Annotated in this window: 25 protein-coding genes; 14 read left to right on the top strand and 11 right to left on the bottom strand. The window is 72.8% G+C overall.

The features are described from left to right. Nucleotides 1–21 precede the first annotated feature (21 nt). From AC07EG_RS21925 to AC07EG_RS21910, 4 genes are all read left to right on the top strand, one after another. Entirely contained in the window at nt 22–1,821 is a 1,800-nt protein-coding gene (locus tag AC07EG_RS21925; RefSeq protein WP_478254997.1) for a rhamnogalacturonan lyase, read from the top strand. A gap of 124 nt (nt 1,822–1,945) precedes the next feature. Beyond that, a complete protein-coding gene (locus AC07EG_RS21920; protein WP_478254996.1) occupies nt 1,946–2,404 on the top strand; it encodes a hypothetical protein in 459 nt (152 codons plus the stop codon). Between the two features lie 117 nt (nt 2,405–2,521). Then, complete coding sequence (locus AC07EG_RS21915) at nt 2,522–2,839, top strand: ArsR/SmtB family transcription factor (RefSeq protein ID WP_478254995.1); 318 nt, start codon at nt 2,522–2,524, stop codon at nt 2,837–2,839. Further along, nucleotides 2,836–3,309, top strand: coding sequence for an SRPBCC family protein (locus AC07EG_RS21910; protein ID WP_478254994.1), 474 nt, complete (start codon nt 2,836–2,838; stop codon nt 3,307–3,309). Before AC07EG_RS21915 ends, AC07EG_RS21910 begins: the two co-directional genes overlap by 4 nt. On the opposite strand, the gene AC07EG_RS21905 is transcribed toward AC07EG_RS21910, so the two are convergent. Next, nucleotides 3,306–3,971 (bottom strand): response regulator transcription factor, encoded by a 666-nt coding sequence (locus AC07EG_RS21905; RefSeq protein WP_478254993.1) that lies wholly within the window; start codon nt 3,969–3,971, stop codon nt 3,306–3,308. The genes AC07EG_RS21910 and AC07EG_RS21905 overlap by 4 nt on opposite strands. Beyond that, entirely contained in the window at nt 3,972–5,144 is a 1,173-nt protein-coding gene (locus AC07EG_RS21900) for a sensor histidine kinase (protein ID WP_478254992.1), read from the bottom strand. A gap of 179 nt (nt 5,145–5,323) precedes the next feature. Between AC07EG_RS21900 and AC07EG_RS21895 the strand changes: the two genes are divergently transcribed. Then, nucleotides 5,324–6,766 (top strand): alpha/beta hydrolase, encoded by a 1,443-nt coding sequence (locus tag AC07EG_RS21895; protein ID WP_478254991.1) that lies wholly within the window; start codon nt 5,324–5,326, stop codon nt 6,764–6,766. After that, on the top strand, nt 6,763–7,428 hold the full coding sequence (locus AC07EG_RS21890) for a hypothetical protein (protein WP_478254990.1): 666 nt from the start codon (nt 6,763–6,765) through the stop codon (nt 7,426–7,428). Before AC07EG_RS21895 ends, AC07EG_RS21890 begins: the two co-directional genes overlap by 4 nt. Before the next feature lie 75 nt (nt 7,429–7,503). Here AC07EG_RS21890 and AC07EG_RS21885 read toward each other — a convergent pair whose 3' ends face one another. Further along, nucleotides 7,504–8,121 carry a MerR family transcriptional regulator gene (locus AC07EG_RS21885; RefSeq protein WP_478254989.1) on the bottom strand — a complete coding sequence of 206 codons (618 nt, stop codon included), beginning with the start codon at nt 8,119–8,121 and terminating at the stop codon, nt 7,504–7,506. 79 nt (nt 8,122–8,200) lie between these two features. On the opposite strand from AC07EG_RS21885, the gene AC07EG_RS21880 reads away from it, so the two are divergent. The 3 genes from AC07EG_RS21880 to AC07EG_RS21870 all read left to right on the top strand — a co-directional run bounded on the left by AC07EG_RS21880 (nt 8,201) and on the right by AC07EG_RS21870 (nt 13,288). Beyond that, complete coding sequence (locus AC07EG_RS21880; RefSeq protein WP_478254988.1) at nt 8,201–10,012, top strand: ABC transporter ATP-binding protein; 1,812 nt, start codon at nt 8,201–8,203, stop codon at nt 10,010–10,012. Beyond that, a complete protein-coding gene (locus AC07EG_RS21875) occupies nt 10,009–11,748 on the top strand; it encodes an ABC transporter ATP-binding protein (RefSeq protein ID WP_478254987.1) in 1,740 nt (579 codons plus the stop codon). The genes AC07EG_RS21880 and AC07EG_RS21875 overlap by 4 nt, the downstream gene beginning before the upstream one ends. A 631-nt stretch (nt 11,749–12,379) precedes the next feature. After that, nucleotides 12,380–13,288, top strand: a complete 909-nt coding sequence (locus tag AC07EG_RS21870; RefSeq protein ID WP_478254986.1) for an extracellular catalytic domain type 1 short-chain-length polyhydroxyalkanoate depolymerase — start codon at nt 12,380–12,382, stop codon at nt 13,286–13,288. Nucleotides 13,289–13,299: 11 nt separating this feature from the next. Here AC07EG_RS21870 and ppk2 read toward each other — a convergent pair whose 3' ends face one another. The 5 genes from ppk2 to AC07EG_RS21845 all read right to left on the bottom strand — a co-directional run bounded on the left by ppk2 (nt 13,300) and on the right by AC07EG_RS21845 (nt 19,729). Then, entirely contained in the window at nt 13,300–14,298 is a 999-nt protein-coding gene (ppk2, locus tag AC07EG_RS21865; protein WP_478254985.1) for a polyphosphate kinase 2, read from the bottom strand. Nucleotides 14,299–14,344: 46 nt separating this feature from the next. After that, entirely contained in the window at nt 14,345–14,644 is a 300-nt protein-coding gene (locus AC07EG_RS21860) for an STAS domain-containing protein (protein ID WP_478254984.1), read from the bottom strand. Beyond that, nucleotides 14,644–18,762, bottom strand: a complete 4,119-nt coding sequence (locus tag AC07EG_RS21855; protein WP_478254983.1) for a SpoIIE family protein phosphatase — start codon at nt 18,760–18,762, stop codon at nt 14,644–14,646. Before AC07EG_RS21855 ends, AC07EG_RS21860 begins: the two co-directional genes overlap by 1 nt. Nucleotides 18,763–19,127: 365 nt before the next feature. Then, nucleotides 19,128–19,364 carry a hypothetical protein gene (locus AC07EG_RS21850; protein WP_478254982.1) on the bottom strand — a complete coding sequence of 79 codons (237 nt, stop codon included), beginning with the start codon at nt 19,362–19,364 and terminating at the stop codon, nt 19,128–19,130. Then, nucleotides 19,361–19,729 (bottom strand): hypothetical protein, encoded by a 369-nt coding sequence (locus AC07EG_RS21845; RefSeq protein ID WP_478254981.1) that lies wholly within the window; start codon nt 19,727–19,729, stop codon nt 19,361–19,363. Before AC07EG_RS21845 ends, AC07EG_RS21850 begins: the two co-directional genes overlap by 4 nt. 141 nt (nt 19,730–19,870) lie before the next feature. Between AC07EG_RS21845 and AC07EG_RS21840 the strand changes: the two genes are divergently transcribed. Beyond that, a complete protein-coding gene (locus AC07EG_RS21840) occupies nt 19,871–20,029 on the top strand; it encodes a hypothetical protein (RefSeq protein WP_478254980.1) in 159 nt (52 codons plus the stop codon). Between the two features lie 90 nt (nt 20,030–20,119). Beyond that, complete coding sequence (locus AC07EG_RS21835; RefSeq protein ID WP_478254979.1) at nt 20,120–21,052, top strand: DMT family transporter; 933 nt, start codon at nt 20,120–20,122, stop codon at nt 21,050–21,052. Between the two features lie 7 nt (nt 21,053–21,059). On the opposite strand, the gene AC07EG_RS21830 is transcribed toward AC07EG_RS21835, so the two are convergent. After that, nucleotides 21,060–22,022: a glycosyltransferase family 2 protein gene (locus AC07EG_RS21830; protein ID WP_478254978.1), complete on the bottom strand. Its 963-nt coding sequence runs from the start codon at nt 22,020–22,022 to the stop codon at nt 21,060–21,062. Between the two features lie 59 nt (nt 22,023–22,081). Between AC07EG_RS21830 and AC07EG_RS21825 the strand changes: the two genes are divergently transcribed. The 3 genes from AC07EG_RS21825 to AC07EG_RS21815 all read left to right on the top strand — a co-directional run bounded on the left by AC07EG_RS21825 (nt 22,082) and on the right by AC07EG_RS21815 (nt 24,099). After that, nucleotides 22,082–22,405, top strand: a complete 324-nt coding sequence (locus tag AC07EG_RS21825; protein WP_478254977.1) for a DUF8129 domain-containing protein — start codon at nt 22,082–22,084, stop codon at nt 22,403–22,405. A gap of 26 nt (nt 22,406–22,431) precedes the next feature. Next, entirely contained in the window at nt 22,432–23,169 is a 738-nt protein-coding gene (locus tag AC07EG_RS21820) for an alpha/beta fold hydrolase (protein ID WP_478254976.1), read from the top strand. An 81-nt stretch (nt 23,170–23,250) separates the two neighbouring features. Continuing rightward, nucleotides 23,251–24,099 carry an alpha/beta fold hydrolase gene (locus AC07EG_RS21815; RefSeq protein WP_478254975.1) on the top strand — a complete coding sequence of 283 codons (849 nt, stop codon included), beginning with the start codon at nt 23,251–23,253 and terminating at the stop codon, nt 24,097–24,099. A gap of 86 nt (nt 24,100–24,185) precedes the next feature. On the opposite strand, the gene AC07EG_RS21810 is transcribed toward AC07EG_RS21815, so the two are convergent. Further along, nucleotides 24,186–24,848 (bottom strand): response regulator, encoded by a 663-nt coding sequence (locus tag AC07EG_RS21810; protein ID WP_478254974.1) that lies wholly within the window; start codon nt 24,846–24,848, stop codon nt 24,186–24,188. Next, nucleotides 24,848–26,080 (bottom strand): sensor histidine kinase, encoded by a 1,233-nt coding sequence (locus tag AC07EG_RS21805; protein ID WP_478254973.1) that lies wholly within the window; start codon nt 26,078–26,080, stop codon nt 24,848–24,850. Before AC07EG_RS21805 ends, AC07EG_RS21810 begins: the two co-directional genes overlap by 1 nt. Nucleotides 26,081–26,116 lie beyond the last annotated feature (36 nt).

Here is a 26,116-nt window from a genome sequence, read left to right as displayed (position 1 = left end):
CCCCCAGATCGGAGTCCAGCCATGCCCCTGCCCTTCCGCCTGGCCGTTCTCGGCGTCACCACCGGCCTGCTCGGTGCGCTGCCCGCCGTCACTCCCCCGGCAGCCGCCGCCCCGGCGCCCGAGCAGCTCGACCGGGGACTGATCAGCGTCCGCGCCCAGGACGGCAACTTCCTCAGCTGGCGCTCGCTGTTGTCCGACCCGCCGGACATCGCGTTCAACCTCTACCGCGACGGGACGAAGGTGAACCCGGCGCCGATCCGCGGCGTGACGAACTACCGGGACACCGGCGCCGGCGCGGGTGCGCGCTACACCATCCGCCCGGTCACCGGTGGCGTGGAACCGGCCGCGGGCCAGGCCGCCATCCCGTTCGCCACGTCGATGGACGTGCCGCTGCAGATCCCGCCCGGCGGCACCACCCCCTCCGGGGAGGGCTACACCCACAGCGCCAACGACGCCAGCGTCGGCGACCTCGACGGCGACGGCCAGTACGAAATCGTGCTGAAGTGGGAGCCCAGCAACGCCAAGGACAACTCGCAGTCCGGCTACACCGGCAACACCCATCTCGACGCCTACGAACTCGACGGCACCCGGCTGTGGCGCATCGACCTCGGCCGCAACATCCGCTCCGGCGCCCACTACACGCAGTTCCAGGTGTTCGACTACGACGGCGACGGCCGGTCCGAAGTGGCGGTGAAGACCGCCGACGGCACGCGCTCGGGCACCGGCCAGGTGATCGGCAACGCCGGTGCCGACCACCGCAACTCCGCCGGTTACGTCCTGTCCGGGCCGGAGTTCCTCACCGTCTTCCGCGGCACCGACGGGGCCGTGCTGGACACCGAGAACTACGTCCCGCCGCGCGGCAACGTCGCCGACTGGGGCGACAACTACGGCAACCGCGTGGACCGTTTCCTGGCGGGCACCGCCTACGTGGACGGCTCGTCGCCGAGCATCATCATGGCCCGCGGGTACTACACGCGTGCCGTGGTCGTCGCCTGGGACTTCCGCAACGGGGCGCTGACCCGGCGGTGGACCTACGACTCGGGCAACGGCAACAGCGGCGCGTACGGGCAGGGCAACCACCAGCTCTCGGTCGCCGACGTGGACGCCGACGGCCGCCAGGAGATCATCTACGGCTCCGCCACCATCGACGACAACGGCGCGCTGATGTACCGCACCGGCTACGGCCACGGCGACGCGCTGCACGTCGGTGACTTCGTGCCCAGCCGCACCGGCCAGGAGGTGTGGACCATTCACGAAAGCGGCACCACCGGCGCCGACCTGCACGACGCGCGCACCGGCCAGGTCCTGTTCCGGGTCGCGAACAACAGCGGCGGTGAAGGACCGGGACGCGGTGTCGCGGGTGACATCCACGCGGGCAACCCGGGCGCCGAATACTGGGCGACCGGCGGCGGGGCGCCGAACAACCTGCTCAACTCCTCCGGTGGCAGCGTCGGCAGGCGGCCTTCGTCGGCGAACTTCCTCATCTGGTGGGACGGTGACGCCCAGCGCGAACTGCTCGACGGCACCCACATCGACAAGTACGGCACCGGTGGCGACACCCGCCTGCTGACCGGTTCCGGCGTGGCCACCGCCAACGGCACCAAGGCCACCCCGGCGCTGTCCGCCGACATCCTCGGCGACTGGCGGGAAGAGGTGGTCTGGCGGACCTCGGACAACCGGGCGCTGCGGATCTACTCCACCACCGACAGCACCGGCATCAGCCGCCCGTCGCTGATGCAGGACCGGCAGTACCGCGTGGCCGTGGCGTGGCAGAACACCGCTTACAACCAGCCACCGCACCCCAGCTTCGCCATCGGCTGAGGCGGTACCGCGGTCAGCCTGGGGAACGTGCTCGATCCACTGGCCCGCCCGGCGTTGCAGCCCGCGGCCCTGCTGACCCTGCTCCGCGATCGCGAGATCGACTGGGTGCTCAAGCGGGTCCGCGGTGCTCGCCGCCCACGGCGCGGACGTGCGGCCCAACGATCTCGACGTGGTGCCGTCGCCGGAGCCGTCGAACCTGCGCCGCCTCGCCGACCTGCTCACCGAGATCGAGGCGGTACCGGCGCACGTGCCCGAGTGGGAGAGCAGCCTCAGCGTCGAGCAGTGCCGGTTGTGGCGCCCCGGGCCACCGACCCCGCGGCAACTGGACCACATGTTCCTCACCCGGCTCGGCCTGCTCGACATCCCGCCGGAGATCACCGGCACGTACGCACACCTGCGCTCCGGCGCAGCCCGGCTCGAACTGTGCGGGGTGCCGGTGTGGGCCTGCGATCCGGGCGAGGTGCCGAACCGGCTGCCGGACCCACCACGCGCCAAGGACCGGGAACGAGCCGAGACCTACCGCGCCCTGCGGCAACGCCTGCGCACTGACCGGCGACCGCTCGGCCTCCATCGCTTCAGCTGAACCCGGCTCGCCCAGCGGCGACCGAACGGCTCGGCACCGGGCCGCTCCGCCGGCAAAGGACACCCCCTGTTGCCGCCGCGCCTTGACGCCCCCCTCCGTAAGTCGTAGCTTACGTTCGTGGTTACTTACGTAGATGACGCGTGGACCGCGCTCGGGGATCCGAGTCGGCGTCGGATCTTGCGGAGGTTGGCGGAGGGGCCCTGTTCGGTGACCGAGATCGCCGAGGAGCTGCCGATCAGCCGCCCGGCCGTGTCGCAGCACCTGCGGGTGCTGAAGGAGGCGCGCCTGGTCGTGGTCCGCCCGGTGGGCACGCGCCGCATCTACGAGGTCGACCTGCGCGGTCTTGCGCGGCTGCGCGAGGAGTTGGACCAGTTCTGGGGTTCGGCCCTGCAGAACTTCAAGCGCCTGGCGGAAGAGGAAACGGAGCAACCATGACCAGCACACCCACCGGAACGTCCGTGCGGCGGGAGATCGAGGTCGCCGTCCCGGTTGAGCGCGCCTTCGCGGTGTTCACCGAGAAGTTCGACCAGATCAAGCCCCGCGAGCACAACCTGCTGCCGGTGCCGATCGCCGAGACGGTCTTCGAGACCCGCGTCGGTGGCTCGGTCTACGACCGCGGGGAAGACGGGTCGGTGTGCCGCTGGGCGCGGGTGCTCGCGTTCGAGCCGCCGCACCGGTTCGTGATCAGCTGGGACATCGACCCCCGGTGGCAGCTCGAGAGCGACCCCGGCCGGTGCAGTGAGGTCGAGGTGCGCTTCACCGCCGCGGGGCCGGACCGGACCCGGGTCGAACTCGAGCACCGGCACCTGGACCGCCACGGTGCGGGCTGGGAACGCGGGCGCGACGGCGTGGCGTCCGAGGGCGGCTGGCCGCGCTACCTCCAGCGGTTCACCGAGCTGACCTAGCCTTCCGCGTCCCGGACCACCAGGGCGATCTGCACCCGGTTCTCCACCGCCAGTTTGGTGAACAGGTTCCCGGTGTGGGCCTTCACCGTGGCGACGCTGATGTGCAGGCGCTCGGCGATCTCCGGATTGCCCAGCCCGTCGGCGATGGCGCGGGCGGTGTCCAGTTCCCGTTCGGTCAAAGTGGACAGTTTCGCCCGGGCGGCTTCCCTGGACGGGCGGTGCGCCGACCGCGGTCCGGTGGCGGCGGCGATCACCCGTGCCGTGGCCGCCGGGGACAGCACGGGGTTGCCTTCGGCGACCGTGCGCACCGCGTCGACGATCCGCCCCGGCGGGGTGTCCTTGAACACGAAGCCGAGCGCTCCGGCGTGCAGGGCGCCGAGCACCAGGTCGTCGGAGTCGAAGGTGGTCAGCATGAGCACCTTCGGCGGCGCCGGGCGGGTGAGCAGTTCCCGGGTGGTGTCGATCCCGTCGCGGCCGGGCATGCGCACGTCCATCAGCACCACGTCCGGCCGCTGCTCCGCCACCGCGGTGAGCGCGGCCTCCCCGTCGGCCGCCTCCGCGACCACGGTCAGGTCCGGCTCGCCGTCGAGGACCAGCCGCAGGGCCATCCGCACCAGCTGGTCGTCGTCGACGACGAGGATCCGCGTCGGTTCGCTGTCCACTCAGCCTCCCTCCGGCCAGGGTAGCCGCGCGGTGAGCAGGTAACCGCCGCCGGGCGCCGGCTGGTGGTCCAGCGTGCCGCCGGCGAGGGCGACGCGTTCACCCAGGCCGAGCAGCCCGAACCCGGAGGACGGTGGCTGCGCGGTGGCCGTGGTGGCGGCCGTGTTCCGGACGCCGACGCGGAGCTCCTCCCCCGCCGTTCCTTCCAGGCTGACGCGGACCTGCGCGCCCGGGGCGTGCTTGGCGGCGTTGGTCAGTCCTTCTTGGACGATGCGGTAGCAGGTCCGCCCGGCGACCTCGGACGGCCTGCCCGTCACGGTGTTGGTGAACGTGACGTCCAGCCCGGCGTCGCGGGAATCGGCGATCAGTTCGGGCACGCGGTCGAGCGAGGGCTGCGGTGGCTCCGGGCGGTCCGGGCCGGCCCGGAGCACACCGAGCACATCCCGCAGTTCCTCCAGCGCCTGGTGCGAACCCTCCGCGATGCCGCGGACCAGCATGCGGTTCTCCTCGGCGGTGAGGTCGTCGCGGTGGTCGAGCACCCCGGCCTGCATGGCGACCAGGGAGATCCGGTGCGCGAGCACGTCGTGCATCTCGCGGGCGATCCGGTTGCGTTCCTGGGCCCTGGCCTGCGCGGCTCGGGCGCTCTGCTCCCGTTCCGCGCTTTCGGCCCGGTCCCGCAGCGACCGCACTTCGACGCGCCGGGCGCCGATGGCCGCGCCGATCGCCACCGCGGTACCCGCGCTGAGCGCCGGGAACGCGAGTTGCAGCCACAGCGAGACCGGCGGGGCGTCGATCGGGTAGAGACCGGCGGTGAACTGCGAGGCGGTCACCAAGGCCAGCACCACCACGCCGATCTCGGCCGGACGGCGGCGGGTGGACAGCGAGCACAGGACCAGCAGCGCCGTGCCGGTGGCCAGCGTCGATGCGGTCGAGGCGACCGTGACCGCCAAGGCCACGGCCAGCGGGAACCGCCGCCGCCACAGCAGCAACGTCAGGCAGGCGAGCGCGACCAGCGGATCGCCGGTGACCAGCCAGCCACAGGTGTCCACCGCGCAACCGGGCGGCACCAGCGAGGCGGTGGAGAGCCAGAACGGGACGCCCAGCAGCGCGGCCACCGCCAGCCGCCAGGCGTGCCGCCACCACCGCCCCGGCCGTGGTGCGAAGTCCGTGCTCACCCGGTCATTGTCGCGAAACCCCGCCGCCGGGGCAGCGGTCCCGGGGCTGGTTCGCCTTCGACCCGGGTCGCACCACGGCACTCGACCCCGGTCCAATGCGGATCGAGTCGCCGGGCCGATGTGCGCAGCGGTGGCGAATGGACAGACTCGTCGCCGAACCGGAAACCAGGAGGATGAGGATGCGCAGGACCTTGCCGATCGCCCTCGCCGCGACCGCCGTGGTGGCGACCGCCGTTCCGGCCGCGTCGGCGGCCGCGAGCACCTCGCCGTGGGGCGCGTGCCCGGAGGGGGTCGCCGCACCGCGGCTCGAGTGCTCGACCCTGGAGGTTCCACTGGACCACCGGAATCCCGGCGGGAAGCAGATCGAGATCGCGATTTCCCGGCTGGCGAGCGAGAACCCGGCCAAGCGCCGCGGTGTGCTGCTGACCAATCCCGGCGGCCCCGGTGGCGAGGGGCTCGGCTACCCCGCCCTGCTCGCCGCCTCCGGACTGCCCCAGCAGGTGCGGGACGCCTACGACATCATCGGGTTCGACCCGCGTGGCGTCGGCCGCAGCACCCCGGTGACCTGCGAGCTGACCCCGGAGCAGCAGGCACGAGGTGCCTTCGCCCCGTACGCGCACAACGCGGCCGACGTCGCCCGTGAAGCCGGGTACGCCCGCACCATCGCCGAGCAGTGCGCCACCTCACCGACCGCGCAGATGCTGCCGCACACCACCACCGCCAACACCGCACGTGACCTGGAGCGGATCCGGCAGGCGCTGGGCGAGCAGAAGATCTCGTTCCTCGGCGCCTCCTACGGGACCTACCTCGGTGCCGTGTACGCGACGATGTTCCCCGACCGCGGCGACCGCATCGTGCTCGACAGCAATCTGGGCCCCGGCGGGTACGACGTCACGGCCATGCGCAGGTTCGCCCGCGGCCTGGAAGACCGGTTCCCGGACTTCGCGGCCTACGCCGCCGCGCACCCCGAGTACGGCCTGGGCACCCCTCCGGAACAGGTCACCGCCAAGTACTTCGACCTCGCCAGGCGGCTGGACGCCGCCCCGGTCCGGGGCGTGACCGGCCTGGCCTTCCGCGGGCTCACCTTCGAATACCTCTACAGCGACGCCGCCCTGCCCGCACTGGCCAAGACCTGGCAGGCGATCGAGGCGAACCAGCCGGTGCCGCTGCCGCCGGTGACCGACCGCGACAACTCCATGTCCGCCCGGTTGTACGTGATCTGCGCGGATTCGCGCTGGCCGGATTCGCTCGCGCACTACCAGCGGGCGGTCGCGGCCGACCGGATCAACTACCCCATGCTGGGCGGGTCCACGGCCAGCATCGGGCCGTGCGCCTTCTGGCCGGACGAGCGCCCCGAACCGCCGGTGCGCATCGGGGACCGCGGCCCGTCGAACGTGCTGATGCTGCAGCACGAACGCGACCCGGGCACCCCGCTGGCCGGGGCCCGTGACCTGCGGCGGGCGTTCGGGCAGCGGGCCACGCTGGTGACCGCCGGCCAGGGCGGGCACGGGCTCTACCCGTGGGGCGGCAACCAGTGCGCCAACGACGCGGCGACGAAGTTCCTGACCACCGGGCAGCGGCCCGCGCGGGACCTCGCCTGCGCCGCGGAACCGGGCGCGTGAGGCGAGCCGTGTTCGAAGAGGTGCGCGCTCGCCGGGCGGCCCGGCGGGTCAAGCCCGGCGACGGGCACGCGCTGCCGCGGTTCCGCTGGTGGCAGCTGCTCGGCCGGGCCCTGTTCTACCTCCGGCTGCCGGACGCCGACGGCGGGCACACGGTGTACGCCGTGGACGTCCGGCACCACCGGACCGACTCCGACGGCTACGCCAACGCCGATCTGTACGTCGACGGCAGGCACCACGCCCGGTCCCGGCTCCCGGCCGCCTTCCCCGTTCCCGGTGGCAAGATCGAGGTGAAGCAGAGCGCCTTCGGGCTCAAGCGGTGCCACTACGTGACCGCCGACGGGGCCGAGCACCAGCTTTCCCCGGACCGCGTCTCGGCCGAAGGGCGCCGCGCGCACCTCGACCGCGCCCATCCCGGGCTCAGCCGCGGGATCAGCACCTTCTCCTGGGTCGTGCTCCTCGGCTCCCTGGCCGTCCTGGCCATGCAACTGCTGGAGAAGCTGACCCAGCCGGCGCCGATCGCCGCGCACCTGGGGACCTTCACCTCACCCGTGGACCTGCCGGTGTGGGCCAACATCGCGGTCGGCCTGGTCACGGCGCTGGCCAGCACGGAGCGGGCGCTGCGGCTGCGCTACCACTGGCTGCTCGATGGCGGGGCGGGATGACCGCGCTCCCGATCGCCGTCCTCGTCGGCCTCTTCGCCGAGGACGCCCTGCCACCGGAAATCCTCGAAGCGACGGCTAAGGCGCCGATCGCGGACGCGCCTTCTGCCGGTGGTGCCGTTGCCGGCACGCACGCGAGCAGTACCGGCGACGCCGGCCGACGGCAGGCTGGGTGAAGCGGCCACCGCAGACGGTGCAGCGATCCGGCGACCCGGGTGTTTCGTCACGCGTTTCGTCACCGGGCGCGGGCAGCGACCGGGCCGCGTCGACAAAGCCCGGCGCCGCGAGGCGCCCGCGTGGTGTGTGCCGCCTCACCTCGTCGTCGAGCCACGAGCACTCGTTCACCATGTCGTCGTCGGGGCACTGCAGCAGGTGCAGCAGGTACTCGCGGGCGTCCCGCAGCTGCCGGATCTTCTCTTCGAGCACCCCGGCGTGGTGCCGCACGGTCCGCCGCCATTCCTCGTTGCGCTCACCGGACGTCACCACGGCCGCCTGGTCGAGCGGCATCACGCCGGTCACGCAGCACAGGTAGGCCAGGCCGATGCGGCGCAGCTCGGTCTCGGTGTAGACCCGCCGCCCGTTGACGCGCGCCGGCTCGGGCAGCACGCCCCGGGACTCCCACCACCGCACGGTCGACGGCGCCAGGTCGTAGAGGGCGGCCGCCTTGCCGATCGAGACGCCGTGTGGATTGCTCATGGGCTCATTTGACATCAAGTTGCCTTGAAGAGCCAGGATTGGCGTGAGGTCAGCCTGAGGAACCAGGAGGAGTCCGGAGTTGAGCACCACCACCGAGAACCGCGCGGACTCGGCACCCGCGCCGGAGTCCGCCCACCCGGGTGCCGAGGAGCCGGCCGGGCTCGCCGAGCCGGGGGCGCTGGGGCGCCTGTTCGCGCCCATCCGGTCGTACCTGATCGCGTGCGGTGTGTTGTCGGCGTTGTCCGCGGCCGCGGGCATCCTGCCCTACTTCGCCGCCGCCGAGATCGCACGGGCCGCGCTCGAAGCCCCGGCCGGAGCAGCCGGTGTGGTCTGGACCTGGGTGGGCATCGGGGCCGCCGGGGCCGCCCTGTGGCTGGTGCTGCTGGTCCAGTCCTCCCGCCTGGGGCACTACGCGGACGCGGCGATCCTGCACGAACTGCGGGTGCGGATCGTGCGGCACCTCGGTGCGCTGCCGATGGGCTGGTTCCGGGCCGCGGGCTCGGGCCGGGTCAAGCGGGCGATGACCGGCGACCTGGAGGAGATGCACGAGGTCATCGCCCACGCGCTGGGGCAGCTGACCGGGGCGGTCACGGTGATGGCCGTCTCGGGCGCCTACCTGTTCTCCGTCGACGTCCCGATGGCGCTGGTCGTGGTGGGCGTGCTGGGCCTGATGGGGATCTGCTACCGGGTTTCGATGCGGTCCATGACAACGCACGTGAACCGGCTGATCGCCGCGGAAGGGCGGATCAGCGCGGCCGGCGTCGAATACGCGGACGGCATCCAGGTGGTCAAGGCGTTCGGCACCGGAGGACGGGTCCTCCGCCGCTACGACGACGCCGTGCACGAGTACGCCGAAGCTTTCGCCGCGTGGGTCGCCGAGGTGCGCTACAGCTCGGCGGGCACGCGGCTGCTCGGCTCGGAGCTGGCCGTGCTCACCGCGGTGACCGCGGCCGGGCTGGCCTTCATCGCGAACGGGTCGCTCACCGCGGCGGACCTCGTGGCGTTCCTGGTCGTCTCCATCGGGCTGCCGACCTCGATCCTCCCGGCCGTGTCCGCCGCCCAGGGGGTGCGCAAGGGCCGGATGGGGGCCGCCAACTTCGAACGGCTGCTGTCCCGCCGCGCGCTGCCGGAACCCACTGCCCCGGAAACACCGGACGGTCACGGGATCGAGTTCGACGACGTCTCGTTCTCCTACGACGGGAAGACCCCGGCGGTCGAGCGGATCAGCGCGGTGTGCCCGCCGGGCACGGTGACCGCGATCGTGGGCCCGTCCGGGGCGGGCAAAACTACCCTCGCCGGCCTGCTGCCGCGCTTCTACGACGTGACCGGCGGGGCGATCCGGATCGGCGGGGTCGATGTGCGGGCGATGCGCTCGGCCGATCTCCTGGCGTCGATGTCACTGGTGTTCCAGGACGTCGCGCTGCTGCGGGACAGCGTGGCGGAGAACATCCGGATCGGACGGCCCGGCGCGAGCGACGAGGAAGTCCGCCAAGCCGCGGCCGCCGCGCACCTCCACGACGTGATCGAAGCCTTTCCCCGCGGCTACGACACCCCGCTCGACGCGGGCGGGGGCGCCCTGTCCGGCGGGGAGCGGCAGCGGCTGACGATCGCCAGGGCGATCCTGTCCGGGGCGCCGATCGTCGTGCTGGACGAGGCGACCGCGGCACTCGACCCGGACAGCGAAACCGCGGTCCAGGACGCGCTCGCCGGTCTGGCGGCGGGCAAGACGGTGCTCGTCATCGCCCACCGGCTGCACACGATCGCCGGTGCCGACCAGATCCTCGTGCTCGACGGCGGACGGCTGGCCGAGCGGGGCCGCCACGGCGAGCTGCTCGCCCGCGGTGGCCGGTACGCCCGGATGTGGGCCGCGCAGGAAGGGGTGCCCGCGTGATCCGCCGGCTCTACCGGTTGTGGCCGGATCCGCGGCTGCTGGCGCGGCTGTGGTCGCTGACCGCGGCCCAGGCCGTGTTGCAGGGTTTGCTGCTGGGCGTGCTGATCCCGATCTTGGACACCGTGGTGCGTCCCGAACCCGACGTCGCAGCCGCCACGCCGTGGCTGGTGCTCGGTGCGATCGGCGCGGTGGCCTACGGAACGCTCAGCGTCCTCGCCGACCCGGTCGGCTACGCCGCGGCCGGGTCGCTCGCGGCGCAACTGCGACGGCGGTTGATGCGCCACGTCAGCTCGCTGCCACTGGGCTGGTTCACCGCGGCGCACAAGGCCCGTCTCGCCAGAGGGGTCACCGCCGACATCGGCGACGCCGCCCACCTGGCGGTGGTGATCGGCAATCCGATCATCACCTCGACCGTGCTGCCGGCCACGGTCGTGGCCATCACCTTCGCCGTCGACTGGCGGGTGGCGTGCCTGCTGTGCCTGACCGCGCTCGTCGCCTCGTGGGCGCTGCGCCGGGCCGCGCACGTCGCCGCCGAGGCCGAAATCGAGCTGGAGCGCGCCACCGCCGACGTCGCCGGGCGGGCGATCGAACTCGGCCAGGCCCAGCCCGTCCTGCGGGCGGCGGGGCACGCCGAGGGCACTCCGCGGATGCACGCCGCGCTGGACGAACACCGCCGGGCCTACCGGGACGGCATGGACCGCGCCCGGCGGCCGTTCTTCACCTACACCGGGGTGGTGGCGGCCGGATTCGTCGCGGTGCTCGCCCTGGTCGCCGGACTCCTGCTCGGCGACGGCGCCGACGTCGCCGAGGCGATCGTCCTGCTCGTGCTGGCCGCCCGGTTCCTGCAACCACTGGGCAACCTCATCGACCTCGTCGGTGCGCTCCGGGCGATGACCAACAAGATCTCCCGGCTCGAAGAACTCCTGGCCACGCCCGCGCTGCCGGTGCCGGACGAACCGGTGCGCGAGATCGGTGAGCCCGTCGTCGAACTCTCCCACGTCACCTTCACCTATCCCGGCGGTGCCGCCCCCGCGCTGCGGGACGTGTCACTGCGCTGTCCGCCGGGTTCGACCACCGCGCTGGTCGGCCCGTCGGGGTCCGGGAAGACGACCGTGACCCGGCTCGTGGCCCGGTTCTTCGACGTGGACGCGGGAACCGTGTCCGTCGGCGGTGTCGACGTGCGCGAGCTCGATCCGGCCGGGTTGCTCGACGAAATCGCCATCGTCTTCCAGGACGTCTACCTGTTCGACGACACCATCGAGAACAACCTGCGCCTCGCCCGGCCCGAAGCGACCTGGGACGAACTCCGTGACGTGGCGCGAGCGGCCCGGCTCGACGAGGTGATCGAACGCCTGCCCGGTGGATGGCAGACGCGGGTCGGTGAGGCCGGTGCCCAGCTCTCCGGCGGGGAACGGCAGCGGGTCGCGATCGCCAGGGCGATGCTCAAGCGGGCACGGGTCGTGCTCGTCGACGAGGCCAGTTCCGCGCTCGATCCGGAGAACGAGGCCGCGATCACGCAGGCCATCGCCAACCTGGGCGCCGACCCGGATCGCACGGTCCTGGTGATCGCGCACCGCCCGGCCACCCTCGCCGCCGCCGACCAGGTGATCTCCCTCGACGCGGGTGAGGTCGTGGAAGCCGGAACACCGGCGGAGTTGCTGCGCACCGGCGGGACCTTCGCACGCATCAGCAGGCAGTACGAACAGGCGCGGCACTGGCGCATCGGGGCGACGTAGCCACCAACGCGAACCGGCGCACCAGGCGGACGCCGTGGGGCCGCCGCCGGAAGCAGGCCGAACACAAACAACTCCCCGGCGAACCCAACCGCCAGCCGGGCCACCCAGCAACCACCCACACCCCCACCCAAGGCCGGGCACCCAAACCGGAGCAACCACCCACCCCACCACCCAACCCAAGGCCGGGGCGCACAACAGAAACAGCCGCCCACACCCCACCACCCAAACCCGCGGCCGGGCACCCAACCAGAAGCAGCCGCCCAGACCCCCACCCCGCCCCGGTCCACCGCCAAAAACACGGCGAAGACCTCGATGTCAAGGCATCTTTCCCGCCTTGACATCGAGGTCTTCGCCGTAGTCACAATGAAAAACCGGGGCGCGTGAGCCCTATTGACGAGCCCGCGGCACCACCCGCGTAACCGGCGGGGGTTCCAGGCCCAGCGCGGCGATCAGCAACCGCAAGGGCACGCTCCGCGAAGCAGCTTGTTCGCCCACGCCCCCGCTCAAGATATTGGGAGCGCTCCCATCAGGTGAAAAGTACGCCAGAATCGTGACGACCGTCTGGAAAGTGCCTATCTTCGAGCGGGAGGGGGCCGCCGAACGGAGGTCGACGATGATCAGAACGGCGCTCGTGGCACTCGTCAGTACCCTGCTGGTCGCGCTCACCGGAATCTTCCCCCCGGTGGCGTCCGCCGCGTCCTTGGTGGAGGTGACCAACTTCGGGGCCAACCCGGGTGGGATGCGGATGCACCTCTACGTGCCCGACTCCCGCCCGGCCAAGCCCGCGATCGTGGTCGCCATGCACGGCTGCGGGGGCTCCGGTCCCGGCTTCCACGCCGGCAGCGAATTCGCTTCGCTCGCCGACCAGCAGGGTTTCCTGGTCATCTATCCCAGCGCCCAGCAGCAGGCCGGTTTCGGGAAGTGCTTCGACACCTGGTCGGCCGCGGCCAAGCAACGCGGTGGCGGCAGCGACCCGGTCTCCATCGCCTCCATGGTGACCTACGCCCAGCAGGCCCACGGCGGTGACCCGAACAAGGTCTTCGCCACCGGGTCCTCCTCGGGCGGCATGATGACCAACCACCTGCTCGCCCTCTACCCCGACGTGTTCAAGGCGGGCGCGGCGTTCATGGGCGTGCCCTTCAACTGCTTCGCCAACGCCGCCGACTTCCCGCCGGGGCAGAGCAAGTGCACCGGCGGCAGCATGAACCGCACCCCGCAGCAGTGGGGCGACGCGGTCCGGCAGGCGTTCCCCGGCTACTCCGGGCCCCGGCCGCGGATGCAGCTGTGGCACGGCACCGCCGACACGCTCGTGCCGTATTCCCTGCTGCAGGAGGAGATCGAGCAGTGGACCAACGTGTTCGGCCTGAGCCAGGCACCCACCTCCACCGACGAACCGCAGCCGAGCTGGGAACGCCGCCGCTACGCCGATGCCGCCGGCACCGTCCAGGTGGAGGCCATCAGCGTGCAGGGCGCCGGGCACAGCCTGCCGTCCGGCGGCATGGCGGCTCAGGCCCTCGCGTTCTTCAACGCCACCGAGTGACCGAGCCGGCGTCAGAGTGAGCTGGGCACCAGGCGGGTCGGGTGCTCGCCTGGGCCGTGCTCGGGTTCGGCGTCCGAGACGATGGGGGTCGGGCTCAGGTCCGACGGGTCCTCACCGGGCTCGAGCAGGGTGTCGGCCGGGCCCACGATCCGCGGGTCCGGGGTGCCGACGACGTCGTCGTCCCGGCCGGTGTAGGGCATCCTGGCCAGCACGCTGCGCATGGCCTCGATCCGGGCGCGCTTCTTGTCGTTGCTCTTGATCACCGTCCACGGCGCGCTTTCGGTGTCCGTGGCGCGGATCATGGTGACCTTCGCCTGGGTGTAGTCGTCCCACCGGCCCAGCGACTCGATGTCGTTGGCGCTCAGCTTCCACTGCCGCACCGGGTCGACCTGGCGGATGAGGAACCTCGTGCGCTGCTCCGACCGGGAGACCGAGAACCACAGCTTGATCAGCAGCACGCCGTCGTCGACCAGCAACCGCTCGAAAACCGGCGCCTGGCTCAGGAACCGCTGGTACTCCTCGGTGGTGCAGTAACCCATCACCCGCTCGACGCCCGCCCGGTTGTACCAGGACCGGTCGAACAACACGATCTCCCCGGCGGTGGGCAGGTGCCGCACGTACCGCTGGAAGTACCACTCCCCCGACTCGCGTTCCGACGGCTTGTCCAGCGCCACCACCCGCGCACCACGGGGGTCGAGGTGCTCGGTGAACCGCTTGATGGTCCCGCCCTTGCCCGCCGCGTCGCGGCCCTCGAACAGGATCACCATGCGCTGCCCGGTTTCCTTGACCCAGTACTGCATCTTCAGCAGCTCGATCTGCAACGGCCGCTTGACCGCGTCGTACTCCTGGCGCGACATCAGCTCGTCCAGCGGGTAGTTCTCCCGCCAGGTGTCGATGGCGCTGCCGTCGGCGCGCCGCAGGACCGGCTCGTCCTCATCGGTGCAGTCGACGCGCAGCTCGTCACGCAACTCCGGGAACACCGACTCCACGTCCACCTCATCACCCACCATGGTGGGTGACATACCCGACATACCGCCCAGTAAAACTGAAGCGGATTCAGCTGTTCAGGCCGTGCACGGTGGTCAACCCGGCCAGTCCGGAGAAGGTGATCACCGACGACAGGAGCGGGTTGACCACCAGCTCGACGCGGTCCGCGCAGAGGAACAACACGCTCAGGCCGGCGCTGTCGAGGTAGTCGACTTCGGCGAGGTCGACGATGAACCGGCCCGGGATCTCGTCCAGTGCGGCGGCGAAGGTGGCGCTGTTGGTCATGTCGATCTCACCGGCGGCCTTGAGCACCTCGGTGCCGTCGGCGTTCCGGGCGCGGGTGAGGGTCAGCGGAGCCGGTGTGGTCATCAGGGGATCCTCAGGTGCATGTCGACGGTGGTGCCCGCGGGGCCGGGGGTCACGGTGACCTGCCGCATCACCGCGCGCATCAGGGCGATGCCGCGGCCGCGGTAGGGATTGGCTTCGGGGTCCGGCGTCTTCCAGCCGCCGGTGTCCACCACGGTCAGGCGGAGGTCGCTGACCAGCGTCTCCAGCCGCAGGCGCACGGTTTCGCCGGTGGACTGGCGGCGGTAACCGTGCTCGATCGCGTTGGCGCAGGCTTCCCCCGCGGCGAGCAGCACGTTCTGCGAGACGTCCGGCGACAGCCCGCACTGGCGCAACCAGCCACGCAGGGTCCTCCGCACCGGCGCGAGCTGGGCCGCGTCCGCCGGGAAGATCAGGTCCAGCGGGGCGGGGTGGCGGTAGAGCAGCACCGCGACGTCGTCCTCGTAGCCCTCTTCGGGGGCCAGCCGCTCCATCAACTGGGTGGCGACGTCGTCGAGCGCGCTGTCGCGGCCGTCCTGCACCGCTTCGCCTGCCTCGTCGATGCCGGCGCTCAGCGACCGGCGGCGCCGCTCGACCAGGCCGTCGGTGTACATCAGCAGGGTGGCGCGGGCGGGCAGCACGCATTCGGCTTCGGGCCGCTCGGCTCCCGGCCGCACCGCGAGCGGGGTGGAACCACCCTGGTCCAGCAGGGCGGTGGAGCCGTCGGGGTGCGCCAGGATGGCAGGCGGGTGCCCGGCGCTGGCGTAGGCCAGGTGCCCGGTTTCCGGGTTCAGCACCCCGCAGAACACCGTGGTGCACCCGGCACCGGGCACCCCGGCGGCGAAGTGGTCCAGCGCCATCAGCGTGCGGGCGGGACCGGCCTCCTGCAGCAGCAGCGCGCGGCAGGCGCTGCGCAGCTGCCCCATCACGGCGGCGGCGCCCAGTCCGCTGCCGACGCAGTCCCCGACCACGATGCCGATGCGCCCGTCCGGCAGCGGCACGGTGTCGTACCAGTCACCGCCGATGCCCAGCGGCCGGGCCGCGGGCTCGTACCGCACGGCGAAGCCCTCGGGCAGCTGGGACGGCCCGAGGATGGCGCGTTGCAGCGCCAGCGCGGTTTCGCGTTGCTGGTCGAGCTGGTGCGCGCGGCTCAGGCCCTGGGCCAGGTGCCCGGCGAGCAGGGACAGCAGCAGGTCGTCCTGGCCGGTGAACGGGCGGTGCCGTGGCAGGTCCAGCCACAGCACCAGCAGGCCGTCCGGGTGTTCCAGGGTGACCCCGGTCCAGCCGTCCTCTGGCGGGGACGGGCTCAGCGTGGGGCGCTCGCGCAACGCGGCCAGCGCCTCCCGGCGTTCCGGCGGCAGGTCGTCCCACGACCACCCGGCCTCGGTGCTGAGCACCACCGGCTTGCTGCGGTCGGTGAGGATCGCGGCCGACACGCGGTCGGCGTGCCAGAGGTCCTGGAGTTCCGCCATCGCGCCGGTCAGGGCCTCGGTCACGCCGCTTGCCTGGGACAGGCGCACGCTCAGCGCGGCCAGTGCGGTTTCCCGCTGGATGGCGTAGTGCTCGGCGGTGACGTCGCGGAAGGTGCCGACCACCACCGTGCGCCCGGATTCGGGGTCCCTGGCGGGGTTGAACAGCACGCTGATCCAGAGCCGGTGGCCGTCGGCGTGGGTGACCGGCAGGGTGTGGCTGCCGTGGACGCGGTTGACCAGCCCGGTGAACGCCGCGGCGACCTGCTGGTGCGCCTCCCGGTCGGCGTCCGCGTCCGGCCACCACGGGTGCATCGGGGCGTAGGGCAGTCCCTCGGGGCCGTAGCCGAGTATTTCGGTGAAAGCGGCGTTGATTTCGACCACGGCGCCGTTCTCGTCGCAGACGAAAAAGGCCTCCTGCAGCGAATCGATCAACGCCGAACGCCAGCGCGCGTGGTGGTTGCGCAGGCGCGACAGCTCCACGTTCGCCCGCACCCTGGCCAGCAGTTCGGCTGCCGCGAACGGTTTGACCAGGTAGTCGTCGGCACCCGCCCGCAGGCCCTCGATGGAGGCCTCCTGCCCGGCGCGGGCGGAGAGCAGCAGCACCGGCACCGCCACGGTGCGCGGATCGGCCCGCAGCGCGGCGACCAGGGACAGCCCGTCCAGGCGGGGCATCATCACGTCGCTGACCACCAGCTCCGGGGCCTCGGCGCGGATCGCCGCCAGGGCTTCCTCCCCGTCGCTGACCGCCCGCACCTCGTGCCCCGCCCCGGACAGCAGCCGGGTGAGGTATTCGCGCATGTCGGCGTTGTCGTCGGCGATGAGCACCTTCGACGGCACCACCGGACCGCTTCCGGCGCTGCCGTCGTCCCGCACGTCCGCCGGGATCGCGTCGGCGGTCTCGCCGGGCAGCCAGCGCAGTGCTTCCTGCACGTACGGATCGGCCGAGCCACCCGCGGCCGAGGACGGCGGGCCACTGCTCCCGGGCAGGTGGGCCGAGCCGAACGGCAGGCGGATGGTGAAGCGGGTGCCCTCCCCCTCCGTGCTGTCCGCGGTGATCGTGCCGCCGTGCAGCCCCACCAGTTCCTGGACCAGGGCGAGGCCGATGCCGCTGCCCTCGTTGGACCGGGAGCGGGTGTTCTCGATGCGGTGGAACCGCTCGAACAGCCGCGGCATCTCCGCGGCCGGCACCCCGACCCCGGTGTCCGCGACGGTGACCACCGCTTCTCCGTCCCCGGCGCGCACCGAGACCGTGATCGAGCCGTCGAAGGTGAACTTCAGCGCGTTGCTGAGCAGGTTGAGGACCACCTTCTCCCACATGCCGCGATCGACGTGCACCGGCTCGGGCAGCGGCGGGCAGTCGACTTCGAAGCTCAGGCCCGCCTTGTCGATCGCGGAGCGGAAGACGCTGGCCAGGTCGGCGGTCACCGCGGCGAGGTCGACCGGCTGGTAGCTCGCCTGCATCCGCCCGGCCTCGATGCGCGAGAAGTCCAGCAGGGTGTTGACCAGCTTGCCCAGCCGCAACCCGTTGCGGTGCACCGCGTCCAGCTCCGCGCGCACCCCCGGGTCCGCCTCCCCCAGCCGGTCGCGCAGTTCGGCCACCGGCCCGAGGATCAGCGTCAGCGGGGTCCGGAACTCGTGGCTGATGTTGGAGAAGAACGCCGTCTTGGCCCGGTCGAGTTCGGCCAGTTCCTCGGCCCGGCGCTGCTGGGCCTGGTAGCTGCGGGCACTGGCGATGCCGGCGGAGAGGTGCCCGGCGACCAGTTCGACGAAACCGCGGTAGCCCTCGTCCAGCGGCCGGTAGCGGTTCAGCGCGGCCACCACGAAGCCGTAGGGCGCACCGCCCTGCTGCTGCAGCGGCACCACCAGCGCCTGGGCCGGCGGTCTGGGCCAGGCGCCGGCGGGCAACCCGCTGCCGGAATCGAGGTCGACCACCGCCGGTTCACCGCGGGCGGGCGCGGCCACCGGCCACACCGGGTCCGGCTCGTCCGCGGACAGCGTCGCCGGAGCGGCCGCGTGCGCCGCGGCGAACCCGGTGCTCCCGGCGAGCCGGGCGGACCCGCCGTCCTCGAACAGGTAGGTCAGGGTGAACGGCAGGTCCTGGGCGTTGCGGTCCATCTGCCTGCTGGAGAACGCCAGCGTCTCCCGTTCGGTGCGCACCACGCTCGGATCGGAACCGAGGTCGCGCAGGGTGGCCATCCGCCGCTCGCCGATGACCCGCTCGGTGTCCTCGCTGACCACGCACAGCATGCCGACCACGGTGCCGGTGTCGTCGCGCAGCGGGCTGTAGGAGAACGTGTGGTAGGTCTCCTCCGGATAACCCGACCGCTCCAGGAACAGCAGCAGCGCCTCGTCCCAGGTGGCCCGCCCGGTGGTCAGCACGGTCTCGATGCGCGGGCCGATGTCGTCCCAGATCTCCGCCCACACCTCGGTGGCCGGCCTGCCCAGCGCCCACGGGTACTTGCGGCCGAGGGTGTCGCGCCGGTAGGCCGCGTTGCAGAAGAAGGTGAGCTCGGGACCCCACGCCATCCACATCGGGAAGCGCGAGGACAGCAGGATGCTCACCGCGGTCCGCAGGCTCTGCGGCCAGTCCGCCGGGCGGCCGAGCGGGGTCGCCGCCCAGTCCACCGCGGCCAGGTCGCGGCCCGTCTCGTCCTCCACGGCGAACACGTCGGCACCGCCGGCCTGAGTCACCGAATCCCCCTCCGTCCACGCCGGTCACACCCGGGTCGTTCGTGGCGGTGCCCAGCATAAGGGGAACCCCGGGCACTCGCTCGGCTCCACGCCGGGCGCTCGGGTGCCGGCCGGGCAGCGCGCCGCCCCCGCCCGCGCTGCCCGGCGGCCCGGTGGACCAGCGACTGGACCCGGCTGGTCCTCGGGGCGGCTCGGCCGGCCGCCTGGCCGGTGCCGCCGTCCGGGCGCTGATGCCGTGACGAGCGATCGACGCCGATGCCCTGTCCGTCCACTTGGGACTTTCCGCGAGCGGCTGCACCGCCGGTGCGGCCGACCGCCTCGGCGTCTACATCAGACAGTCAGGAGTGCCGTGACCCGGGGCACCATCAGTCGCGGATGGTCCGGCGGGCGGGGCCGTTGGCGCTGCGGGGCACGATCGGCACGAGGCCGATGACGCTCAGCACGGCCACGACGCCGTTCTCGATCCGGGTGGCGGTGCTCGGCTGGTAGGCGGGTCCCCGGCAGAAACCGCCGCTGCACCGCATCGGCGCCGGGCCGGCGCAGCCGGCGGTGAGCAGGACGACGGCACTGGCGAGACCCGCCAGCCGGACCGGGCGCCTCATGCCGGCTGCGCCGCACGCGAGGCACCGGAAGCCAGCAGCACCAGCACGCCGACGGCCAGCAGGACCGCCACCACGGCCTGGTAGAACCCGGTGCTCACGCTGATCAGCGCGCCCACCGCGCCCACCACCTCCAGCACGGCCGCCAGGCCACGCGCCCACCGCCGCGTCAGCAATGCGGCGGCCAGTGCGACGAGGGCGGCGATCAGGGGGTTGAGCACGACCACGAACCAGACCGAGCCCGCGACCTCCTGGTTGTGCTCGAGGCGCGAGCTGACGGTCAGCACCTGCACCACCCAGATCCCGAACGAGGCCGCGGCCTGCGCGAACATGATCGCCCGCGCGATCTTGAACTGCCTGCTGTCCACTGACGACTCCTCCGCACGACGACTCGCGAGCACGCTAGCCAGCCACGACGAGGACCTTCCCGGGCCTGTCCGCTACCTGCCACCCCGGATTTCCCGCGCTCGCCGGATTACCGCGTCCGTTCGGCGGGTACCGCCCCGGGCATGGAACGCAGGACGGAACAGCAGGCGACCCACCGCAAGCCCGAGGCCGAGGAATCCGGCACCGAGCAGGACGACCGGCTGGCGGAGAACGACGGCGCCCTACCCGGTCAACAGCGGGAGAACGCGAACCGCGAAGCCGCGGACGACCTCTACGAATGACAGAGCGGTGCCGTATAGGACGTTATACGACTGGAAGGCACCAGGCGACGTGATCCAGACACCGCCGGTCCGGCGGGGTGGTGGTGCCGCGTGACCACCGAACCGGCGGCGGTGTGGCCGGCGATGGCGATGGCGGTGTGCGCCGCGGCGGCGTTCGGCACGAGCGGCGCGTTGCAGCACCGGGTCGCCCGCCGCGCCGGAGGCCGGTTCGGCGTGCTCCGGTCACTGGTGCGGGAGCCGGTCTGGCTGGCTTCGCTGGTGCTGAACGGTGCCGGTGTGGTGCTGCACTGGGCCGCGCTCAGCCGCGCGTCGGTCACGCTGGTCCAGCCGGTGCTGGTGCTCGACCTGCTGTTCGCCGTGCTCAGCGCGGGATGGCTGCGACGGCGCTGGCCCGATCGGATCGTGCTCCTCGGCGCGCTGCTCTGCGCCGGCGGGCTGGCGACCTTCCTGCTGCTGGCCGAGCCCACCCCCGGGCGCTCGGTGCCCGGCACCGGCGAGACCTTCCTGCTGGGCGGCTGCGTGCTGGTCGTGGTGGGCGCCTGCCTCGCGGTCGCGGGCCGGTGCCGGGGCACGGCACGGGCCCTGAGCCTGGCGTCGGCGACCGGGGTGCTGTTCGGCGTCACCGCGGGGATCGCCAAGCTCGCCACCGAGGACCTGCGCCTCGGTGTCCCGGCGCTGCTCACCGACTGGCCCGTCTACGCCGTGGCCGGCTGCGCCACCTGCGCGTTCGTGCTCAGCCAGTACGCGTTCCGGGCCGGCGTGGCGGTCGCTCCGGCGCTCGGCGTGATGGTGGTGCTCAATCCGCTGACCGGTATCGCGGTCGGGGTGGGGTGGCTGGGCGAACGCGTCAACGTCGGACCCGACGCGCTCGCCGGTGAGGTGCTCGCGCTCGGCCTCACCGCCACCGGGATCGCCGTGCTGGCCAAACGCGCACCGGCCGCGGAACGGCGCCCCGGGACAGCGGCCGCCCCCGGCTCCGCACCGCGAGACGCGGCCGTGGTCCCCGGCCGGGTTCGCGGCTGACCGGGCCTCACCCCGCGGCACGCGAGCGCGCCAGGTGGGTCACCGCGTGGGCGGCGACCTTGAGGCGTCCGCCCCGATAACCCGCACCACCGCGCAGCAGGCGTTGCAGGACCGCCAGCCAGCTGCACACGCCGCGTTCGGCCAGCCACAACGGGGTCCACAGCACGCAGTCCGCCGGGAAGACCGCGGCGCCACCCGCTCGCCGCCGCCCGGCTTCGGCGGCGGCGAGCGCGGAGAGCAGCGCCACGGCCGCGCCCCGCCGGGTGAGCACCGCGGCCACCGGCAGGATGGCGAGTTCGGCGGCCAGCCGTCCGGGCTGGGCGAAGCTGTCATACGCCTGGCGCACCCGCTGGGACAGGAACGTCCGCACGTCGGGTGGCAGGCGCCGGACCAGCAGCGCCGGGGCGTGGCGCACCGTGCCACCGCGCGCCAGGACGGTCCTGATCAGTTCGAGGTTCTCGAACAGCACGTCCCCGTCGTAGCAAGCCAGTCGGTGGAAGGCTTCGCGGCGCACGGCCAGGGTGCCCGGGTAGTCGTGCCCGAAGGCCCGGTTGAGCAGGGTGCGGGCGGTGTCCCAGCGGCAGTGCCACGGCAGGGGCCGGAAGTAGTTCTGCGGCACCACGAGGTCGCCGTGCTCCAGCAGGCGCACCGCCTCGCCGAGCTGGTGCGGTTCGTAACGGACGTCGTCGTCGGCGATGACCACGCGGGCGGCCCGGACGCGGCGCAGGCCGGTGCGCACCCCGGCGACCTTTCCGTTGGCGCAGCGCAGGCCGGGATCGGGGCGGCAGTGCTCCACGAGGTGTCCCCACGCCCGCGCGTGCCGGTCGAACCACGGCTGCGCCGAGCCGTCGACCACCACCACTTCCGCGTGACGGGACAACCGGCCGAGGTAGGCGGTGAGTTCGGTCAGCTCCGCTTCGCCGTCGCACCGGAACGGGAGCACGTAACCCGGCCTGTCCACCTCGATCATGGCGGGCGGATACCCACTCCGGCACGGTTGACCTCACCGGCTTCGGGTAGCCGCCGGGCATGACCGAATCATTCCCGGAGTTCGACCAGCTGCCGCTCGGCGCGGTGCGGGACCGCATCCGCGGCCTGTCCGCACCGGACCTGCGTGAACTCGTCGACCACGAAGAACGGCACGGCAACCGGCTCCCGGTGCTGGAGGTGCTGCGGGCCAGGCTGGCCCAGCTCGACGCGGGCGCCGAGCCCACGGACGGCGATCCCCGCCGGGCCCCCGGGCCCGCCCAGCACTCGACCGGGTCACCCGTGTCGGAGAGCACCGCGGCCGAGTCCGGCACCCCGCTCCGGCACGGTGTCGCCGAGCAGACGCCACGGCGCGGCCTCCGGTGAACCCCTGCGCCGGTACCCCCCGTCGCGTGCGCTGGGACACGGTCGCGGGCGACCGGCGGGTGCGCAGCCTCGAAGCGGGCTCGGCGCACCGGGGCAGCGCTCCGGTGGTGCTCGTCCCCGGGCTCGGCGCGCTCGGTTACCTGGTGGGCACCCTGGACGGCTGCGGCACCCGGACCCGCGCGTTCCTGCTCGACCTCCCCGGTTTCGGGCACCGGCCACCGCGGCCGTGCCCGGCGGAGGTACCCGCTGTCGGGGAGGCGGTGGGCGCCTGGCTTTCCGCGGTGCCCGAGGAGCCGGTGGTCCTGGTGGGGCATTCGACCGGTGCGCAGGCCGCCCTCCACGCGGCGGTGGCGGTGCCGCACCTGGTGCGCGCACTGGTGCTGATCGGGCCGACCCTCCCGCCGTCGTTGCGCCGCCTGCCCGCCCTGGCCCGCGCCTTCGTCCGCAACTCCCGGCACGAGCCGCCCGGGGAAATCCCGGTCACCTGGCCGTACTACCTGCGGGGCGGGCCGCGGCAGATGGCGCGCTTCCTCCGGTCGGCCCGGCGGGACGCACCGGAGCAGCTGATCGGCGCGGTCTCCTGCCCCGTCCTCCTGGTGCGGGGTGAGCACGACGCCTTCGCGCCACGCGCGTGGCTCGGCCGGCTGACGGCCGCGTGCCCGCGGGCCCGCACGGTGACCATGCCCGGCGCGCACTCCTTCTTCTACCAGCACGGCGACGCGACAGCCGAGCTGATCGCGTCCGCCTCGAGGTGTCCCGGCTGACCTTCCTGGGAAAACAGCCCATCGGCGGTGCACCGGCGCGTTACCATCCTCGGTAGAGCGATCTATCAAGAGGAGGCCGCGTTGCCGCGCATCGAGCTGTCCGCCGGGCCCATCGACTACACCGACACCGGCGGCGACGGGCCGGTGCTGGTGTTCACCCACGGCTTTCCGATGACCGGCACCCAGTGGCGCAAGGTGGTCCCGCTGCTGCCGGGTTACCGGTGCGTCCTGCCGACGCTGCCGATGGGTGCCCACCTCACCCCGATGAAGCCCGGGGCCGACCTGTCCCAGTGGGGTCAGGCCCTGCTGCTCGCCGAATTCCTGGACCGCCTGGCACTGGCGGAGGTGACCCTGGTGGTCAACGACTGGGGTGGCGCCCAGTTCGCCGTCACCGCCGGGCGCGCGGACCGCATCGGCAGGCTGGTCCTCATCGCCTGCGAAGCCTTCGACAACTTCCCGCCGCGCCCGGTCCGGCCGCTGGTGACCCTGCTGCGGATCCCGGGCGGCAGCTGGCTGCTGACCAGGCTGTTCGCCACCGAGCTGTTCCGCCGCAACCCCCGCGCCTACGGCATCCTCAGCAAACGCGGCATCCCCGGCCCGATCCTCGACGACTGGTTCGCCCCCGCCCGGCGCGACCGGGCGATCCGCCGCGACCTGGTCAAGTTCGCCACCTCCGCACCCCGCCGGCGCGTGCTGCTGGACTGGAGCCGGTCACTGGGCGGGTTCGACCGCCCCGCACTGGTCGTGTGGGCCACCGAGGACCGCATGATGCCGGCCGAGCACGGGCGCCGCCTGGCGGACTTGCTGCCGCGGAGCCGTTACGTCGAGATCGCCGACTCGTGGACGCTGATCCCCGAGGACCAGCCGCGGCGCCTGGCCGAGGAACTGACCACCTTCCTGACCGAAACCGGCGCCCCGGCCGCGACCTGACGCCGAGGTGCGCACCCGGCGGGCAGCACCACCTGAGCACGGTCGGCGTGGAGAAACCGGCAGCCGGTAGGACGAGTCCGCCGGGGTCAGGTGGGTGGGCGGACGAGGCCGGCCTCGTAGGCGAAGATGGCGGCCTGCGTCCGGTCGCGCAGGCCGAGTTTGGCCAGGATCCGGCTCACGTGGGTCTTCACCGTCTGCTCGGCGATCACCAGGGTTTCGGCGACTTCGGCGTTGGACAGGCCACGGGCCAGCAGCGCCAGCACCTCCGTTTCCCGCTCGGTCAGCTCGTCCAGGCGCACGCGTGGCGGGAACCGCGGGGTGCCGAGGCGGGCGAACTCGGCGACGAGCCGTTTGGTCATCGCGGGTGAGAGCATGGCGTCGCCCGCGGCGACGACCCGGACGGCCTCGGCCAGCGCGCCCGCCGAGGAGTCCTTCAGCAGGAAACCGCTCGCGCCCGCCCGCAGCGCCTCGAAGACGTACTCGTCGAGGTCGAAGGTGGTCAGCACCAGCACCTTGGTGGCCGCGTCCGGTTCGGCGGTGATCAGCCGGGTGGCTTCGAGGCCGTCGACGTCCGGCATCCGCACGTCCATCAGCACCACGTCCGGTCGCAGCCTGGCCACCTGCCGCACGGCGTCCCGGCCGTCGGCGGCTTCACCGGCCACCTCGATGCCCGGCTGCGCGGCCAGCAGCACCGACAACCCCTCCCGCACCAGTTCCTGGTCGTCGGCGATCAGCACCCGGACGGCCATCAGCCCTCCTCCCGTCCCAGCGGCAGCACCGCTTCCAGCGCGTAACCACCGTCCGGCGTCCCGCCCACCCGCAGCTCACCCTTCAGCATGCCCACCCGCTCCCGCATCCCGACCACGCCGTGCCCCCGCCCGTCGCCGGCGACCCGCCGGGCCTTCCCCTTCGCCGGGCCGTTGACCACCTCCAGCCGCAGGCGCCCGGGACGGTAACCGATCTCCACCCGGACCTCGGCCCCCGGCGCGTGCCGCATGACGTTGTTCAGCCCCTCCTGGACGATCCGGTACGCCGAGAGCTCCACGCCAGAGGGCAGGGCCACCGGTTCCCCGCTGACCACCGTGGTCACCCGCAGCCCCGCGTTCTCCGCGCCCGCGACCAGCTCCGGCACCCGGCTCAGCGTCGGCTGCGGCGCGGAACTCGGCTCGCCGTGCTCGGCCCGCAGCACCCCGAGGACCCGCCGCAGTTCCATCAGCGCGTCCTGGGCGTGGGTCTTGATGGTGGCGAAGCTCTCGGTCAGCGGCTCGGGCGGGTCCGGCACGCGGTAGGGCGCGGCTTCGGCCTGGATGGCGATGACCGACATGTGGTGGGCGAGCACGTCGTGCAGTTCACGCGCGATCCGGCTGCGTTCCTCCAGCACCGCCCGCCGCTGCTGCTCACCCGCGGTCAGCGCGCGCTGCGCGGCGACCTGCCGCCACGCCTCCGCCCGGCTGCGCAGCGCGCCCGCCCCGATCAGCACCACCGCCGAGAACGCGCCCACCTCCTCGAGGTCCGACAGGTGGTCCCCCGGCGGCATCCGCAGCGCCAGCACCACCCCGGCGGCCGTGGTGAGCAACCACATCCCGGCGAGCCACGCGGGCCGCACGCGCCACCCGGCGAAGCCCAGCACGCACAGGTGGGCCAGCACACCCACCTCGGCCCAGACCGGGCCGGCGGCGCCGTCGCGGACGACCTCGCTCAGCACCGCCTGCCCGACCAGCGAAAGCCACCAGCCGGTGAGCGGGCGGTACAGGCACACCAGCAGCGGCCCCGCGTGCAGCACCGCGAACAGGACCGCACCGGCGACCGGCGCGCCGGGCACCGCCGCCGGTCCCTGCGCGCCACCGAGCACGGCGAGCGCGATCGCACAGGCACCGGCCAGCACCTGCGGCAACCAGGCCGGCCACGGGCCACGACCGGGCGCCGGTGACCGCTGCCCCCGCAACGGGTACCGCGCCCACGGTGACCTACGCGGCGGCATCGTCACTTCCTCGGTTCCCGGTTCGGCGCGGACGGA

It is taken from the genome of Amycolatopsis sp. NPDC045836 (genome assembly GCF_056431745.1).
This window is presented reverse-complemented; position numbering and strand designations above follow the sequence as displayed.

Bases quoted from the DNA above. Each gene is read 5' to 3' on its own strand.
- AC07EG_RS21810 (WP_478254974.1), bottom strand. From the start codon at position 24,848: ATGGCCGTCCGGGTGCTGATCGCCGACGACCAGGAACTGGTGCGGGAG.
- AC07EG_RS21860 (WP_478254984.1), bottom strand. From the start codon at position 14,644: ATGACCACACCGGCTCCGCTGACCCTCACCCGCGCCCGGAACGCCGAC.
- ppk2 (WP_478254985.1), bottom strand. From the start codon at position 14,298: ATGGTGGGTGATGAGGTGGACGTGGAGTCGGTGTTCCCGGAGTTGCGT.
- AC07EG_RS21840 (WP_478254980.1), top strand. From the start codon at position 19,871: ATGGAACGCAGGACGGAACAGCAGGCGACCCACCGCAAGCCCGAGGCC.
- AC07EG_RS21805 (WP_478254973.1), bottom strand. From the start codon at position 26,080: ATGCCGCCGCGTAGGTCACCGTGGGCGCGGTACCCGTTGCGGGGGCAG.
- AC07EG_RS21925 (WP_478254997.1), top strand. From the start codon at position 22: ATGCCCCTGCCCTTCCGCCTGGCCGTTCTCGGCGTCACCACCGGCCTG.
- AC07EG_RS21895 (WP_478254991.1), top strand. From the start codon at position 5,324: ATGCGCAGGACCTTGCCGATCGCCCTCGCCGCGACCGCCGTGGTGGCG.
- AC07EG_RS21825 (WP_478254977.1), top strand. From the start codon at position 22,082: ATGACCGAATCATTCCCGGAGTTCGACCAGCTGCCGCTCGGCGCGGTG.
- AC07EG_RS21850 (WP_478254982.1), bottom strand. From the start codon at position 19,364: ATGAGGCGCCCGGTCCGGCTGGCGGGTCTCGCCAGTGCCGTCGTCCTG.
- AC07EG_RS21885 (WP_478254989.1), bottom strand. From the start codon at position 8,121: ATGAGCAATCCACACGGCGTCTCGATCGGCAAGGCGGCCGCCCTCTAC.
- AC07EG_RS21830 (WP_478254978.1), bottom strand. From the start codon at position 22,022: ATGATCGAGGTGGACAGGCCGGGTTACGTGCTCCCGTTCCGGTGCGAC.
- AC07EG_RS21910 (WP_478254994.1), top strand. From the start codon at position 2,836: ATGACCAGCACACCCACCGGAACGTCCGTGCGGCGGGAGATCGAGGTC.